Here is a 17,017-nt window from a genome sequence, read left to right as displayed (position 1 = left end):
TTTTTAGTATTTTGATTTTGAAAGATCTTGCTGAAGCGTTAACCGGTCAATTTTACCGTTGGGCAGCCGTGGGAATTTATCAACAAAGATAATCTCGCGCGGTTTTTGGTTTTTTGAATACGTCCTTCCGATTTGGTTTAAAACGCGATCGATTAGCACGGAATCTACATTGACCTGTGGGCCTTCGATTGCCATCACCAGTTTTTGTCCGAGTTTTGGGTCTGGAAGTCCCAAAAACAAGACGTCATTATTTATCGTCTTCTTAACCAATGACTCTAAGACTTCAGGCTGAATCTTCAGTCCGCCGGAATTGATAACGTTGTCTATACGTCCCAAGAATCTGAAACTGGAATCTGTTGTCAGTTCAACTAAATCGTTAGTATTTAGAATTTCAGGATTGAGCGTGGGTGCGTAGATTCGGAGACAACCGCGATTATCGAGTGAAAGGTCCACACCTTCAAATATTTTAAAGTGCGTTTGCGCATGAGGGTAAATTTCCTTGAAGGCAATGTGCGAAAGCGTTTCAGACATTCCGTAGGTTTCATAAATCCGCACCTCCGCGCCTGAAACATGCAATATTTTGTGGATTTTTTGCTTTAATGTTTCCGAAACCTGGGCTCCGCCGATGATCAGATTTTTGATGAGGTGGAGTTTGTCTAAGCTGTTCTCGACCTGTAACGGTGACATCGCACAGAAATCTACGGGTTCAGAAAAGTTTGCGAGCGGATTTGAGGTGGGATTTGTAACCCAAAGTTCTAGTTTACGTACGGCTGCGCGTACCAGCATCATTTTTCCTGAAATATATTCAACCGGCAGGCAAAGCAGTGCGGAATCACCCGGGTTCAGCCCCAGAAAATCGCAGGTCATTGCGGCGGAAGCACGCATACGTTTTTTTTCGATGTCAAATATTTTCGGTACACCTGTGGAACCAGATGTCTGAACCGGCACGGTTTCGCCTTCGGAAAACCAATCATGCAGAAAATCTGAAACCTTAATTTCAAATGGTGTTTCAGGTCGTAGGAATGGCTTTTCCGGATATTGGGTGAAATCGAGGAGCATCTTTTTGCAATTTGTGTGGGAAATATACGGGGTCCCGCGTGAGGGCGGAGGCGGAAATCCTTTGTTGGCCGCCGCCAGGCGGCTAACGAAGATTGGGAGCCGGAGACCGGCCCGCCTGTTAACGGCGGGGCGGATGCCGCGCCGTTAACAAAGGGACACGCCCAAATTTTACATTCGGTCCACGGTACCTATACCGAGCAATTTAAGGCCTTTTTTGATGATTTTGGCGGTTAAGTCTGAGAGTTCGAGCCTGAACTGGCGCGTATTTTCATCATCCTGATTCAGGATAGGATTGTTCTGATAAAAAGAATTGTAAGATTTCACCAAATCATACACGTAATTGGCCACAACCGCCGGGGACAGTGTGTCTGCAGCCTTCGTAACGGTGTCTCTGAACGCGGCGATGTTCATGATGAGCTCTTTTTCAGTCTGAGTCATTTCGTAGGCCGAGATTTTTCGTTCCTGATAATTTGCCTTCGTAAGCAGCGACTGGATGCGGGCATACGTGTACTGGATGAACGGACCGGTATTTCCGTTGAACTCCACGCTTTCTTTGGGATTAAACAGCATTTTTTTGCGCGGATCCACCTTCAGCATAAAATATTTCAGTGCACCAATGCCTACCGTTTCGTAGGATTTTTCTTTGTCGTCGGCTGAAAGTGCATCGAGTTTTCCCAGCTCTTCAGCTTTTTCCTTCGCGGTTTCATACATTTCCTGCATCAGGTCATCGGCATCCACTACGGTGCCTTCACGGGATTTCATCTTGCCCTCCGGAAGTTCTACCATGCCGTAAGACAGGTGGAAGAGATTTTCTGCCCAGCTGTAGCCAAGTTTTTTGAGGATTTTGAAGAGGACATCAAAATGATAATCCTGCTCATTGCCCACGGTATAAATTAGTTTTTGGATGTCGTTATCTTTGAATCGCTGCACGGCAGTGCCCAGATCCTGGGTCATGTACACAGATGTTCCGTCGGCACGTAGCAGAAGTTTTTCGTCGAGGCCTTCATCGCGAAGATCGCACCACACGGAGCCGTCATTTTTTCGGTAGAGTACACCGCTCAACAGGCCTTGCTGGATGATGTCTTTCCCCAAAATATACGTTTCGCTTTCATACTGAACCTGATCGAAATCAACACCCAATCGGCTGTAAGTTTGCCCAAAACCATTGTATACCCAGCTGTTCATCGTTTGCCAGCATTCGCGTACAGCAGGGTCGTTTTTCTCCCAGTTAAGAAGCATTTTCTGGGCTTCAAGGATGATTGGAGCCTGTTTTTTCGCTTCGTCTTCGGTTTTTCCCTGAGCAACCAGTTCTGCTATTTCCTTTTTGTAAACTTTATCGAATTCTACATAATAGTTGCCGACAAGTTTGTCCCCTTTCAGCGAGAGTGATTCTGGAGTAGAGCCGTTCCCGAATTTTTCCCATGCAAGCATTGATTTGCAGATATGGATCCCCCGGTCGTTGACGATCTGCGTCTTAATCACATTATATCCGTCTGCTTTCAGAATCTCCGCAACGGAATATCCGAGGAGATTGTTCCGGATATGGCCAAGGTGCAAAGGTTTGTTGGTATTTGGGGAGGAGTACTCAATCATTACGGTTTGCTGCTTATCCGACGTTTGATCGAGGTTTTCTTTGGCAGAATAAAAATTGTTCAGAAAGAAGCTGTTCTTGATCTTGAGATTAAGAAAACCATTGACCACATTGAAGCTTTCTACAAAATCTGATTGCGTGGAGAGTGCATCGCCGAGCTCTGTTGCCACATGATCCGGCGTTTTCTTTACGATTTTGACAAGCGGGAAGGTGACTACGCTGAAATCTCCTTCGAAGCCGCTCCTGTTTTGCTGCACCTCGAGTTTGAGATTATGTTTATGGTTAAGATCATCGATCTGAAAGACATTTTGGATGACTTCACCGATTTTATTTTCAATAATATTTTTAATATTCATAGTCGCATATTTTCTCAAAACAAATATACGGAAATAAAAAAACCACCCGTGAGGGTGGTTTGAGATATAATCTATGGAAAATGTATTAGAACTTATCCCAGAAGATTTTGGAGGTAAGTTTGTCTCCGTTGATCGCTGTAGAAGCAGCACCATAGTTTGTTGGGTTGGTGGTCTGCTCAGATACTGGATATTTCAGTCTTACAGGGACTTTACCTTCAGATTCTGCCACGGCATTAGCTGCTGGTGTAAGTTGTGGATAGTCAAGTCTTCTCCAGAAAGTCCAGCTCGTGATCGGCTGATCATACATCGCTACCCAAGCTTGCTCACCAATTGATTTTTTCCAGTTTGCTGGATCATATGGATGTGTAGCAAGATACGCTGTAGCTTCTGCAGCAGTTTTACCCCACTGTAGGAATGATGCTGTAACTGCAGTTGCGTAGTTTGCTGCTGCGCTACCACCAATGTTCCATCTTGCGGCAGCTTCAGCTAAGTAAAATGCAACTTCAGTGTAATTAAGCAAAATACCCGGTGTTGTTTGTGTATACGCGTATGTACCAGGCGAAGAATATCCGGAAAACGGAGAATTTACACCAATTGGTCCTCCAATATACTGGCCATTTCTCAATTGGAAGTAAGAACTTCTTCTTGGGTCAGCTGACGCATTCATGTAATCAACCAAAGTTTTACCAGCAACATAGTCATTACGGTTACTTGCAACAAGGTTACTGTAAAGCTGGCTGAAGTTTGGCGATGTACTGTACGGCATCAGGAAGTCATCTGCGGATGAAGTGAATACGCCTCCATTGATCGCTGCCTGCACGGTAGACTGAGCAAGTGTAGGGTTAGAGTCAGCAAGTGTGATACCCAATTTCAACAGTAATGAGTTTCCGAATTTTTTCCACTTGGTCGTATTTCCGTTGTAGAATTTTTCACCTGAGGAGAAACTTCCGGCAGAAGTGTTAATGTTTTGGATGTCTTGCTGCGTTCTTTTAATCAGGTCTTCGTAGATTACGCTTCCTGAATCATATTTTGGCAACGGATATTTATCAACATCCAGCGCTTCTGTATATGGAACGTCACCGTAAGTATCTACAAGAATCTGATAAGTGTAAACCTGCATCAAGTCAATCACAGCTAACTGATTTTTTTTGGTAGTATCCCAAGTTGCAGCTTCCGCAGCAGTTGGCGCATAGTTATTTACCAGTTTTTTAGCCTCTTCAAGGTTCTTAAGTGTGCGAACATAAAGGAATGTCCATACGCTGTTCGAAACGTTTCTTGTAGAATAGTCGTATCTACTTTCGTCTGCATATGTAGTAGCCTGCCAGTACTGCATTAAGAAACGGAAGTTGTTAGTGTTCACGTTAGGAGTGGTCACGTAATCTGCCAGTTGTTTTTCAGCGTAGGTTACAAGCGTAGACGGAACAGTGGTGTAGTAACTGTTCGGATCTGTATTTAATTCCTCCATTGATTCTCTACCGCAAGATTGCAGCAGACCAATTAGAAGGAATGGCATTAATATTTTTTTCATTTGATTTTTTATTAAAAATTAAGTCTTACGTTAAAAGAGATTGTTCTTGTTGTAGGAAGAACACTGGTTTGGTATCCCTGTGCGTTACCAGCTGCCAATCCGGATTCGGGATCTGCGTCCGGGATGTTTTTGCTGATGATCCAAAGGTTGTTACCAACTAAGCTGAATGATGCTCCCTGTACAAATGTAGAGTTTAGGAATTTCTCAGGCAAAGTATAAGTAAGTGCCACTTCTCTAAGTTTTACATAAGATGCGTCATAAACAAATTCTTTTGCTGGATATGCAAGGTAACCAAAAGCATTCGTGTAGCTGGCATCAATTCTTGTGGTATTCTGAACGTAGTTGGGATTCGCTGCAGTACCTGTATTCACAACACCCGGAAGGATAAGTCCACCGCCGTCTGCAAGAGCATTACGTACTGGATTGCCGAGATCATTGATAAATACGCTGTTTTCATATAGACCGGAAGCCTGTCCGTAATATTGGTCAAGTGAGAAGATATCACCGCCCTGTCTTACGTCGACCTGGAATGAAAGTGCCAAATTCTTGTAAGCCAATCTGTTGATTACACTACCAAACCAATCAGCCTGCATGTTTCCGATAACTGAGTTCGTGTTCGTAACAAGATATTTACCTGCAGCTGAAACCACTTTATTACCGTTACCGTCATATACGAAGTCTGAACCTTTGATAGTTCCATAATCATCATTCAGTGAAGCGTTGATTGTCACACCACCCTGGAATGAACCAATTGTAATGTTTTCAACACCAGAAGCAAGTTCTGTTACCTTCGAACGTGGGTTAGACCAGTTTACATCCAAGCCCCATGTGAAATCTGTAGTTTTTACAGGAACCGTGTTCAAAGCAATTTCGAAGCCTTCTGAACGCATGTTACCAACGTTCTGGAATTTAGCTGCGTTACCTGTCGCGGTACTCACAGGCAATGCAAGTATCTGATCTCTCGTATCAGTGCTGAACCATCCTGCATCAATACCCAAACGGTTTCTGAAGAACTGCAAGTTGATACCTGCTTCTAAAGCTTCCGTCATTTCAGGCTTTAGGAATGGGTTCTTTGCCGTCGTATTGTAGATGTAAGTCGGGCTTCCGAATGCTGTAGTTGGTGAATAAGTATTCAGTAACTGGTTCGGGTCAGTATCATTACCTACAACAGCGTAAGATGCACGGATTTTACCAAAATTAAGCGCAGAATCCTGAAGGAAAGACCAGTTCGAAATTACAGCACTTAAAGACACAGATGGGTACCAGTAAGTGTTGTTATCTGTAGGTAATGCTGTAGAAACATCACGACGGATACTTCCCTCAACGAAGTAAGTGTCCATAAAGCCTAATGATGCCTGTGCGAATAAACCATAGATTCTCTTTTCAGTATCACGAACGATCGGCGCGTTTGGCGTAGATGCCGAGTTGGTTACTGAATATACTCCAGGGATGAACAATGCTTGCTGCGTACCTTGAGCATTTGAATAAAATGTCTGAACGTTCACGTTAGAACCCACTAATGCGTTCAAAGTGATATTATCAGAGAATTTATCCTTGTACGATAGGATAGCATCGTAGTTTTCCTCGTTTCTTCTTTGGTTTACAACTGCATAACCAGACTGCTGGTTTCCTGTAGCTGGTCCGATTGACATTGCATCTGGCAATGAACCTACTGCACGTCTTTCGTCAATCATGTACGTAAATCCATCGTGAGAAACTCTACCCAATAGGTTGAACTTGCTAGAGATATCCCAGTTTAAGCTGAAATTCCCCGCAAATCTGTTTCTCTCATCACTTACATAATTTTCGTAGAAACGGAAATATGGGTTATCCCAGTAAAGAGGCGCCGTGTTTGATGGTCCCTGAATGTTCCAGGAGTTATTTCTTCTGTTCATGAAGTACAGATCTCTCTGCTCAAGAATGTCTACGTTTGTAGCCCACCACTGACGGAAATTACCCATTGCACCATGATAACCGGTAGGGTTTTTACCTACAGTTTCCTGATTCACGTAGGTTGCAAATAAATTAGCCGTTAAATTATCTGTAATCTTGTAGGAAGCGTTACCGGTAAAGCTGTTTTTATCCAGTCTTGTGTTTGGCAGGATATCATTGCCCTGTACGTTCTGGTACGACAAACGGAATGATGAAACGTCATTACCTTTTGAAATGGAGAATGAATTGTTAAAATTAAATGCTTTTTCAAATAATTTTATCGGACCATTCTTGGCCATAACCCAAGGTGTCTGTTTTCCGAAGTTTGGTGATCCCGGTATGAACGCATTGTATTGATATACCATCAAATTTGGGTCATAAGCAGCACCGTAAGACGCATCTTCATAAGTTGGAGACTGCGGCTGACCATTGTAAACTTCGAAGTAAGAATCAAAAGTTGGTCCGTACAACGGTCCGTAACCCTGACCATACTGCGTCTGATAAGTAGGGAAGGTCTCTTTGTTCACTTCTGAATAAGAAACTGATGAAGAGACATCCAAATCAAGTTTGTTGGAACGCTTTCCTTTTTTAGTGGTGATGATGATCGCACCATTCGCCGCTCTGGAACCGTACAGTGCCGTTGCAGCCGCACCTTTCAGTACGTTTACCTCAGCGATGTCCTCAGGGTTGATGTCAGAAATCGTGTTACCGGTATCTACAGAAAGACCTGAAGTATTAATTGCACTACTGCTGTTGATCATCGGCGCACCATCTACAACAAAAAGCACCTGGTTATTCCCCGACATTGATCTGTAGCCACGCAGCGTCACGTCCACGGACCCGCCTACGTTACCGCTGGTTTTAATGCTAAGTCCGGCTACCTTACCAGAAAGGTTGCTTGTGAAGTTAGCGGTTGGAGTTTTGGTGATATCTTCAGATTCAATGCTCTGTGTAGCATAACCTAAAGATTTCTTTTCTCTCCTAATACCCAAGGCTGTTACTACAACGCCTTCGATGTCCTGCGTTCTGGCGGTGTCAACCTGTGCATTCAGCAAAGCGAATGACGAGGTTAGCACTACTGCTAAAACGCTTGTTGTTAGTTTCTTCATATCAAATTAAATTTTTCATTGTAACAAATGTGCAAAACTTTCATAAATTGAACAAACGTTTTGTTAAAAAATTCTTAATAACTTTGCATAATTAAATATATCGTAAAAAATCGATAATTCACCATCCTATTTTTATGGACTTACTAATAAAATGGTCAGAAAATTATCTTGAAGCAGGGTGCGACGAGGTAGGGCGCGGTTGTCTGTGTGGTCCCGTAGTAGCCGCAGCGGTTATTTTGGACGAAAAATTTGTGCAAAATCTGGTAGATGATTCCAAAAAATTAAGTGCAAAAACCCGAAACTACCTCGACAGCTACATAAAAGATAACGTGAAAGAGTACGCAATTGCCGAACTGCCGCCCTCGCACATCGATGAACACAACATTCTCAACGCAAGTATCCATGCGATGCACCGTGCGCTGGATCAGCTCCAAACCAGACCTGAACTCATTCTGGTTGACGGAAACCGTTTTCATCCCTACAATTTCATTCCGCATCAGTGCATTATCAAAGGCGATGCATCGGTACTGTCGATTGCCTGTGCGTCTGTGATTGCAAAAAATTATCGGGACGAACTGATGATTAAACTGCACGACGAATTTCCCGACTATGGATGGAAAACGAATATGGGCTATGCCACGCGTGAACACCGCGATGCACTGAACCGTTTGGGCCCGACGATACATCACCGCCGTTCTTTCCGGTTAGATTATAGCTATACAATAGCGGAAGAATTGGAGGACGCAGGGTGATATTCAATAAAATAGAAAAAACCGGAATTAACTTCCGGTTTTTCTTATATATAATAAGGAGTACTTATTTTTTCTTTCCAGCCTGCTGTTGCTGAAGTTTTTGCTGCTCCTGTGCCTTTTCCATCATCTCGCGCATTCTTTTCTGGAACTTGCCTTCTTTCTTAGGCTCTTTCTGTTTGTTGGCCTGAATGGTCGCGTGTATTTTCTTCTCATCCAAAATCCAGTATTTGATGACGAGGATGATCAGAATGTTAATCGCATTCGACACAAAATAGTACCATGACAGACCAGAAGCTGAAGTATTCAGGAAGAACAGGAAAGTAATCGGGAAGATATACATCAGCACTTTCATGTTCGGCATTCCTTCCTGCTGTGGCTGCTGAATGTTGCCCGAAGTCATTACCGTATAAATAAGGATTACCACCGTACACGCGATCGCGAAAATACTCAGGTGTTCTCCCAGGAAAGGGATGTTAAACGGAAGTTTGATCACATCATCATACGCCGTAAGGTCTTTGGCAAACCAGAAACTTTTGCCCCGAAGGTCAATCATATTCGGGAAGAAGCGGAAGAGAGCGTAGAAGATCGGAATCTGCAGAAGCGCCGGCAGACAGCCCGCCATTTGGTTCACACCGGCTTTCCGATAAACCGACATCACTTCCTGCTGTTTTTTCATAGGATCTGCGTCTTTGTATTTCGCGTTCACCTCATCAATCTCCGGACGAATCACACGCATCATTGCACTTAGTTTATGCTGCTTGAACATCACCGGCGACAGAATGATTTTCACGATGATCGTCATTAAGAAGATCACCCAGCCTGCGGCAAGTCCCCAACTCGAAATCAGGTTATACATCGGGATGAAGAACCAGCGGTTCATGCTGCCGATAAATGACCAGCCAAGTGGTAGCAGTTCGTCGAAATTCTTGTCGTAAGATTTAAGCAATGGCAAATCGAGCGGCATGAAATACCATTTGAAATTTTGGTTCAGTTCGCTGCCAGCCAAATCTACCTGCCCGTCAAAATTGAATTTCTTCAGGAATTCGCCTTCATCGATCATTTCCTGTTCTCCTTTAGAGTTCTTGAAGCCGTTTTGCGGTTCAATTACTGCTGCAAAGAACTGTTGTTTTATACCCAGCCAGTTCAGCGTTTCGTCCGGCTCGTCCATAGATGTGCGGCCATCATAGTCGAAGCTGCTGTAGTTATCAAAAGTATAATTGAATTCTGTATGGGTTTGCTCCTGTGCACGGCCTTTTTCCATTTCACGGGCGTTGAAATCCCAGACGAAATTCGCTTTTTGATCAGAAACCAACTGGCTCAGGCCCTGTGTTTTAACATTAAAATCTACCGTATATTTATCCATCAAGGTATAGATAAACTGGATTACGGCACCATTTACATTGGCCTGCATCGTTACCGTGTTGCCGTTTTGCGTTGGTGTGAAAACTAAATCCTTCGTGTTGAAAGTTTTTCCGGTCTTATCCTTAAACTGAAATCCGTACGTAGAATTGTTTTTGTCGAAGAGTAAAAGCTCTTTATCGTTCGTGTCTGTTTTACGGTTGTACGCTTTATATTCATTAAGCTGAACAGTAGATATCTGGCCACCAAGTGTAGAAACTGCGAGTGTAAGTTCCTTATTTTTAAGCTGAACTTGCTGAATGGAAGTGGTTTTTACGCTGTCATTCAGATTGGTAACAATTGCCGGTTTCGTGGCGTTTTGGGCTGCAACTTTCGCGTTGGCCGTCTTGTTCTGAGCATCGATTGCCATCTGTTCCCGGGCCTGTTTGTTTTGAAAATAAAACATGGCACCTATCAATATCAGGGAAAAAAGTGCGAAACTGATCAGCTGATTTTTATCTAAACCGTTATTTTGCTGCATTTTGTATAAATAATTTTATGTTGCTGGCCACGCCGTAATTTAGCGCATATACCTGCTATTTTGGGCTGACAAAAATACTCATTTTTTTATAATGGTGAATTTTTACCTTCCCGGCTAAATCTATGTCTTTGTTTTTTACTAAGGGCGTCGGTTTTGCGATGCGGCTTTGATCAACGCCTCAAAAAGCGGATGCGGCGTGGCCACCGTGCTTTTGTATTCGGGATGGTACTGCACGCCGATGTAAAACGGATGGTCTTTAAGTTCGAGCGTCTCTACCAAGCCGGTTTCAGGATTAAGACCTGAAGGCAGAAGGCCGTTGCGTTCGAATTCTTCCTTATATTCAGAATTGAATTCATAACGGTGACGGTGCCGTTCAAAGATATTCCGCGAGCCATAGATTTCCATCAAGGCTGTGTTTGGTTTTAGTGCGCACTTCCAGGCGCCAAGGCGCATCGTGCCACCTTTGTGAACTACATTCTTCTGTTCTTCCATCAGGGAAATCACAGGTTCCGGCGTGCCGGTGTCGAATTCTACGGAATTAGCTTTTTTGTAACCAAGGACATTTCTCGCGAACTCAATCGTCATGATCTGCATCCCAAGGCAGATGCCCAGTAGCGGTATTTTATTTTCACGCGCATACTTTGCCGCCGTGATCTTTCCTTCGATACCGCGGTCGCCAAAGCCTGGCGCAATCAGCATGCCGTCGAGCCCAGCAAACGTTTCTTCCGCATTTTCTTCGGTAAGCTCGCCACTGTAGATCCATCGGATCCGCACTTCGGTTTCAAGGTCAGCACCCGCGTGAATAAAGGCTTCCGCGATTGATTTATAAGAATCCTGCAGGGAGACGTATTTTCCGACAAGACCGATCTCTACGGACTTTTTTGGATTTCGGTAACGCTTCAAAAAGTTTTTCCAGTCTTTTAAATCTGCTTCTTTGTCATTTTTAAGGTCGAGTTCCTTTAATACCACATCATCAAAATCCTGTTTCTGCAAGTAGATCGGAACTTCATAGATGGTTTCGAGGTCTTTACACTCAATCACGTTTTCAAGCGCGACATTACAGAACTGCGCAAGTTTCGCGCGCTGCTCTTTCGGGATTTTATGTTCTGTACGGCAAACCAAAACATCAGCCTGAATACCGCTTTCCATAAGTTGCCGTACAGAATGCTGCGAAGGTTTTGTTTTCAGTTCACCGCTTGCCGCCAGATAAGGCAAAAGCGTAAGGTGAATCACCATCGAATTGTTTTCACCAAGCTCCCATTTCAGCTGACGTACAGATTCTATGTACGGAAGAGACTCGATGTCGCCCACCGTTCCACCGATTTCGGTGATGATGATGTCGTAATTCTGTTTGGCTAAAATTTTTATCCTGCGCTTGATCTCATTCGTGATGTGTGGGATCACCTGCACGGTTTTGCCCAGAAAATCACCTTTCCGCTCCTTTTCTATGACGGTTTGGTAGATTTTTCCTGTCGTAACATTATTGTTTTGGGAGGTTGCAGAATCCAGGAAACGCTCATAATGACCTAAATCGAGGTCGGTTTCAGCGCCGTCTTCGGTAACATAGCATTCGCCGTGTTCGTAGGGATTCAGGGTGCCGGGATCAATGTTGATGTAAGGGTCAAGCTTCTGTATAGTAACGTTGAAGCCGCGGGATTTCAGCAAAAGTCCCAGCGATGCAGAGACGATTCCTTTTCCTAAAGATGAAGTAACACCGCCGGTAACGAAGATGTATTTCGTGTTCTTTTTGCTCATTACAATAGGTTTGTGCAAAGTTAGGCGAATTTGGATGACGAGGCAAATTAAAGTATCCAAAGACTTTTTATGCGTGCAATGATGTCGTAATGAAAGCATGATAAACGTCATATTATTAACACTTAACATATTCCGCAATTCGTAATCAAACCTACAGAAAATCACAAAATATTAAATTTTAGAAAAATGAGAAACTCTATTAAATCCCTGTTAGTTCTTTTAGCTGTAGTACTGTTCGGTTTCGTAAGCGCGCAAAACATCACCGGTAAATCTTCAAAGATAAGTGTCGACGGTACTTCGCCCATGCACGACTGGACGATGACTTCATCTGCATCAACATTCAGCGGAACAGTTTCCGGAAACAGCATTACGAATGTGAAATTCAGCATGCCGGTAAAAAACCTCAAAAGCGCAAAAGGTAAGATGATGGATAACAAAGCGTACGAAGCATTGAAAGCTGACAAACATTCAAACATAACATTTTCTTCTGCTGCCATTAACCTAGGAAAATCTAATGTCACCGGAAAACTTACAATTGCTGGTGTGACTAAAAACGTAAGTTTCCCTGTAACCGTCACTAAAAACGGCGCTTCTTACCAAATCGTGGGAACAGAAAATCTTAATCTTTCAGATTTTGGCTTGGCAAGACCAGGTTTTATGGGAGTGAAAACAGGCGATGCGCTGAAAGTAACGGTGAACATCACCGCGAACTGACACATTTATTAATATATTCTTGAGAGCCGCTTTATTTTAAAGCGGCTTTTTTAGTGCTTAGATTTAAAAATGTACATAGTATTTTGGTTCTGCGCGGGCAAGATTTTTGATAAGTAAAGGATTCTAAAAAAAATGAACAGGAGGTATGAATTGTGACAGGTTATTTCGCATTAATTATTTTAAAAATTCGCCACAGCAATGAAAAAAATGAACAGTCAGGTTTGGGCGCTGGTGATTTTTTCGCTTGTATTCGCGGTTGTGTATAAATTCTCGTTGTGGTACGCGGCTGGTCTGGGCAATGTTTCTTCGTTTGTTTTCAGTTTCGAGAAAGATATTCCGTTTATCCCTTGGACAATCATCCCGTATCTTTCCAGTGGTGCCTTTTTTTGCATTGTTTTTTTACAGATCCGTTCCAGAGAAGCGCTCAGGCTATTCCTGAAACGGGTTGTGGCAATGACGCTTCTGGCCGGAATCTTCTTTATATTTCTGCCTTTACAGTATTCTTACGCCAAGCCTGAAGTTAAAAATTCCGTTTTTGGAGCATTATTTTGGTTACTCGAAGGTTTTGATGACCGCTATAACCAATCACCGTCACTGCACGTGGCGTTTGCATTCGCATTCTGGACGGTATTGCGTGAACTTAAAAATAAATGGCGCACCGTAGCCGCCATTTGGCTTGTGATGGTTGCACTCTCTACACTGACAACTTTCCAGCATCATTTGATCGATATTTTCACAGGCAGTATTCTCGCGCATTTCATATTTGTACTGTTCCCGGCACAAAACAGGCAAGTGGGTTTTCGGAATTTGCATGTGGCCAATTGCTATTTCTTAATTGGCTGGGCTACGGTGTTTACGGCTTTTCTTTTGGCGGAATTCTACGCTTTTTACTGGATTCATCTCTGTTGGCTGGGTGTGGCCATCTTTGTCCTGGGTTATCTGTATCAAACGAACCGGGTTGGATATCTTCGCCTGGCACAAATTAAAATAAGAACCTCCAACAACCGCTAATGGAGGGGAAAATGTCTGAACTTCTAGCCGGGATCGCAGCGGCATCCCGCGGCGAGGCGCCAGCCGAGCCGCGGATATAGCGAAGAGCCCGACCGTACCTGAAGACGGAAACTAAATTTCTTGCTCCTAAAATATACCTTCAGTCTAAAATTTTTTCAGGAAATTAGCGCTATGGCAAAATTAAAAACAGCATTTTTCTGTCAGAGTTGTGGCACGCAGTACTCTCAGTGGCACGGGCAGTGCAAGAATTGCGGCAACTGGAACACGCTGGTGGAGGAAATTGTAGAAAAATCTCCGGTAAAAGACGTCGCAAGCCGTTCCAAACAACATATTATCAATATTATTGAAGTGGAAACGCACGAAGAACCGCGCATTTTCACGCCCAGTGAAGAACTGAACCGTGTCCTGGGTGGCGGTATTGTGCTTGGATCTGTAACGCTGATTGGTGGCGAACCCGGAATCGGCAAATCTACTTTGCTGCTGCAGCTCGCGCTGAAAATGAAGAAGAAAATCCTGTATGTTTCGGGTGAGGAAAGTGCGTCGCAGATTAAGATGCGCGCTGACCGGCTGACCGAACTGCAGAACCCAAACTGTTTTCTGTTTACCGAAACTTCCGTGGAAAAAATCTTACACGAAGCAAAGAAACTACAGCCCGATTTCGTAATCATCGATTCTATACAGACGCTGCAAAGCCAACTGATCGAAAGTTCACCGGGAACGGTTTCTCAGATCCGGGAATGCTCAAATGAAATCATCAAATATGCTAAAGACAGCAACACACCGGTGTTTTTAGTGGGTCACATCACCAAAGACGGCCAAATCGCAGGACCGAAGGTTTTGGAGCATATGGTAGATGTGGTGCTGAATTTCGATGGCGACCGAAATCACCTCTTCCGGCTGTTGCGCGCGAGCAAGAACCGTTTTGGTTCTACGGCAGAAATCGGGATTTATGAGATGGTATCGCAGGGTCTGAAGGAGATCAGAAATCCCTCCCAAATCCTGATAACAAAAAAATTCGAAGAACTTTCAGGAAATTCTGTGGCGGTGACGCTGGAAGGAAACAGGCCGATGTTGCTCGAAATTCAGGCGCTGGTAAGTACGGCTGTTTACGGTACGCCACAGCGAAGCTGCACAGGTTTCGACTCGAAGAGGCTGAATATGCTCCTCGCAGTACTGGAAAAACGCGCCGGATTTCAATTGGGCGCGAAAGACGTCTTCCTGAATATCACCGGCGGTATAAAAACGGATGATCCCGCGCTCGATTTGGCCGTGATTGCGTCTGTACTTTCCTCAAATGAAGATGTCGCGATCTCGGAACATTATTGCTTTGCGGGTGAAATCGGGCTCAGCGGTGAGATACGTCCGGTGCCGCAAGTGGAACAACGCATTTCGGAGGCCGAAAAGTTAGGGTACGAACGGATTTTCGTGTCGAACCTAAATAAAATTCCGAAGAACAAATTCGGCATCAAGATCATTGAAGTGAGCAAGATTGAGGATTTTCATGAAGCACTTTTTTAGAAAATGAACTTCCTTGCCCATTCATACCTTACTTTTACCAACGAGCAGATCGTAGGGCAGTTTCTGCAGGATTTTATCCGGAACAGCGAGCGGTTTTCGTTTCCGGAAAAGGTGGGTGAAGGCATCACGCTGCACCGCGCAATCGACACTTTCACCGATGCGCACACAGAAATTCACGAGGCGAAGAAGATTTTCAGTCCGCTGGTGAGGTTATATGCCGGTGCTTTTGTGGATGTATCGTTTGATTATTTTCTGGCCAATTCAATGACTGAAAGAGATCTTTTCGAGCATTCCCAAAAGGTTTACCGCGTACTTCGCCGCTTCGAATCTATTTTTCCCGCCACATTTTCCAGAATGCTGGATGGGATGGAGAAAGACAATTGGCTTTACCATTATAAAGATGATTCAGGCATCGGGTTTTCATTCCGAAACGTGCTCCACAAGGCCAAATATCTTGATGAAAATCTGGCGGTGTTTGAGGTTTTTTTAAGCAACAAAGAAAAGCTGCAAAGTCATTTTGATGCGTTTTTTCCGGATCTGCAGCGGCATGTCGCTAAAGTTCATGCAGGTTTTAAAGTTTAAAAATTCTGGTAAAGATAGCGGTCCGGATAATTCAGTCTTTCACTGCGGCGGTGCCCACCGACGATGACGTGTACGATATTCATCTGGTCATCAAAAAGATTATACAGAAAGCTCACGGCGGTCTCCACTTTTTTCGGGATGGCTGTTTTTTCGGATTCAAGGTAAATATTCACCGCTTCGGAATCTTCTTCGTACCCGAGATAATTTATTTTGAGGAACTTATTGTCGGTTTTCAGTTTTAAATATTCGCTGCAGTATTCGGTCAGGTAAGAATTTATCTGCGCGCGGTATTTTTCGTCATTAAAATGAACAGCCTTGCCGAATTTTTGTTTCAATGCATTTTCAAGGTCGTCCAAAAAAAACTTTCCGCTGATCTGGAAAGTCTGGGTTTTTGAATCATATTTAAATTCAACCGAGCCTACATGATAAGGATGCACATCGGCAGCCGGAAAATTTGCCGCCGAGAAATGGAGTGAAATAAAAAACAGAAGGAAAAGTGCGAAAAGTTTTCTCATTGGTGAATTCAATCATTAAAAAAAGCCCAGAATTGTGAGCTCTTCAGGCATTTTGACTTGTAGTTTCAGGCAAAGTTAAATTATATTTTGTATTATCGTGACCGCTAAAAATACCGTACAGACAATGCAGGATTTTCTATTTTATTTAAAACTTGGCTGGGAACACATTATTTCGCTTGACGCGCTTGACCATCAACTTTTCGTCCTTGTTCTGGTGGCGGTTTTCGGGCTTAAAGACTGGAAAAAAATCCTGTGGCTCGTTACAGCTTTTACCATCGGACATTCCATAACGCTGGCGATGAGTGTGTTGGATTTGTTACGCGTTCCGGGAACCTGGGTTGAGTTTTTAATTCCGGTAACCATATTTATTACCGCCACAGATAACATCCTGATGCGCAACCGCCCGAAAAACCTGATGCAGATGAATTATTATCTGGCGCTTTTCTTTGGTTTGATCCATGGGATGGGCTTTGCGAACACAGCCCGCGTGATGATGTCTGAAGAGCAGAATATTTTCTGGCCGCTTCTGGGCTTCAATATCGGTCTGGAACTGGGACAGATCGTCGTGGTCGCAATTATTTTGGCGGTTCTTTTTATCCTTGTCGACCTTTTTAAAGTCAGCAGAAAAGATTGGGTGATGTTTGTCTCCTCGGCGGTTTTTGCACTTTCGCTGCAAATGTCATTAGAAAGAATTCCGTTTTAAATAAAAAATGATT

The 17,017-nt window shown here is 43.7% G+C and carries 13 protein-coding genes; 6 read left to right on the top strand and 7 right to left on the bottom strand.

Annotation, left to right across the window (positions count from 1 at the left end):
* Positions 1–3 precede the first annotated feature (3 nt).
* The 4 genes from H9628_RS01380 to H9628_RS01365 form a co-directional block, all read right to left on the bottom strand.
* Positions 4–1,059 (bottom strand): AMP-binding protein, encoded by a 1,056-nt coding sequence (locus H9628_RS01380; protein ID WP_251832322.1) that lies wholly within the window; start codon positions 1,057–1,059, stop codon positions 4–6.
* A gap of 168 nt (positions 1,060–1,227) precedes the next feature.
* Entirely contained in the window at positions 1,228–3,006 is a 1,779-nt protein-coding gene (argS, locus tag H9628_RS01375; protein ID WP_251832321.1) for an arginine--tRNA ligase, read from the bottom strand.
* Positions 3,007–3,091: 85 nt separating this feature from the next.
* A complete protein-coding gene (locus tag H9628_RS01370) occupies positions 3,092–4,519 on the bottom strand; it encodes a SusD/RagB family nutrient-binding outer membrane lipoprotein (RefSeq protein ID WP_251832320.1) in 1,428 nt (475 codons plus the stop codon).
* A gap of 26 nt (positions 4,520–4,545) precedes the next feature.
* Positions 4,546–7,575 (bottom strand): SusC/RagA family TonB-linked outer membrane protein, encoded by a 3,030-nt coding sequence (locus H9628_RS01365; RefSeq protein ID WP_251832319.1) that lies wholly within the window; start codon positions 7,573–7,575, stop codon positions 4,546–4,548.
* A 134-nt stretch (positions 7,576–7,709) separates the two neighbouring features.
* On the opposite strand from H9628_RS01365, the gene H9628_RS01360 reads away from it, so the two are divergent.
* Positions 7,710–8,327 carry a ribonuclease HII gene (locus H9628_RS01360; RefSeq protein WP_251832318.1) on the top strand — a complete coding sequence of 206 codons (618 nt, stop codon included), beginning with the start codon at positions 7,710–7,712 and terminating at the stop codon, positions 8,325–8,327.
* Between the two features lie 64 nt (positions 8,328–8,391).
* Here the strand turns inward: H9628_RS01360 and yidC are convergent, their stop codons facing one another.
* Complete coding sequence (gene yidC / locus H9628_RS01355) at positions 8,392–10,206, bottom strand: membrane protein insertase YidC (protein WP_251832317.1); 1,815 nt, start codon at positions 10,204–10,206, stop codon at positions 8,392–8,394.
* A gap of 138 nt (positions 10,207–10,344) precedes the next feature.
* On the bottom strand, positions 10,345–11,961 hold the full coding sequence (locus tag H9628_RS01350; protein WP_251832316.1) for a CTP synthase: 1,617 nt from the start codon (positions 11,959–11,961) through the stop codon (positions 10,345–10,347).
* 186 nt (positions 11,962–12,147) lie between these two features.
* Here H9628_RS01350 and H9628_RS01345 point away from each other — a divergent pair, with 186 nt between their 5' ends.
* The 4 genes from H9628_RS01345 to H9628_RS01330 all read left to right on the top strand — a co-directional run bounded on the left by H9628_RS01345 (position 12,148) and on the right by H9628_RS01330 (position 15,786).
* Positions 12,148–12,675 carry a YceI family protein gene (locus H9628_RS01345; protein ID WP_251832315.1) on the top strand — a complete coding sequence of 176 codons (528 nt, stop codon included), beginning with the start codon at positions 12,148–12,150 and terminating at the stop codon, positions 12,673–12,675.
* Positions 12,676–12,873: 198 nt separating this feature from the next.
* Positions 12,874–13,686: a phosphatase PAP2 family protein gene (locus H9628_RS01340; RefSeq protein WP_251832314.1), complete on the top strand. Its 813-nt coding sequence runs from the start codon at positions 12,874–12,876 to the stop codon at positions 13,684–13,686.
* Between the two features lie 171 nt (positions 13,687–13,857).
* A complete protein-coding gene (gene radA, locus H9628_RS01335; protein ID WP_251832313.1) occupies positions 13,858–15,204 on the top strand; it encodes a DNA repair protein RadA in 1,347 nt (448 codons plus the stop codon).
* 3 nt (positions 15,205–15,207) lie between these two features.
* Entirely contained in the window at positions 15,208–15,786 is a 579-nt protein-coding gene (locus tag H9628_RS01330; RefSeq protein ID WP_251832312.1) for an acyl carrier protein phosphodiesterase, read from the top strand.
* Here the strand turns inward: H9628_RS01330 and H9628_RS01325 are convergent.
* Positions 15,783–16,301, bottom strand: a complete 519-nt coding sequence (locus tag H9628_RS01325; protein ID WP_251832311.1) for a DUF6702 family protein — start codon at positions 16,299–16,301, stop codon at positions 15,783–15,785. The genes H9628_RS01330 and H9628_RS01325 overlap by 4 nt on opposite strands.
* A 124-nt stretch (positions 16,302–16,425) precedes the next feature.
* Here H9628_RS01325 and H9628_RS01320 point away from each other — a divergent pair, with 124 nt between their 5' ends.
* A complete protein-coding gene (locus tag H9628_RS01320; RefSeq protein WP_251832310.1) occupies positions 16,426–17,004 on the top strand; it encodes a HupE/UreJ family protein in 579 nt (192 codons plus the stop codon).
* Positions 17,005–17,017: the final 13 nt, after the last annotated feature.

This window comes from Kaistella pullorum (genome assembly GCF_014837035.1).
In the GTDB taxonomy this organism is placed as follows: Bacteria; Bacteroidota; Bacteroidia; order Flavobacteriales; family Weeksellaceae; genus Kaistella; species Kaistella rhinocerotis.
The sequence above is the reverse complement of the archived record's forward strand: the minus strand, read 5'-3'. Positions and strand labels throughout refer to the sequence as shown.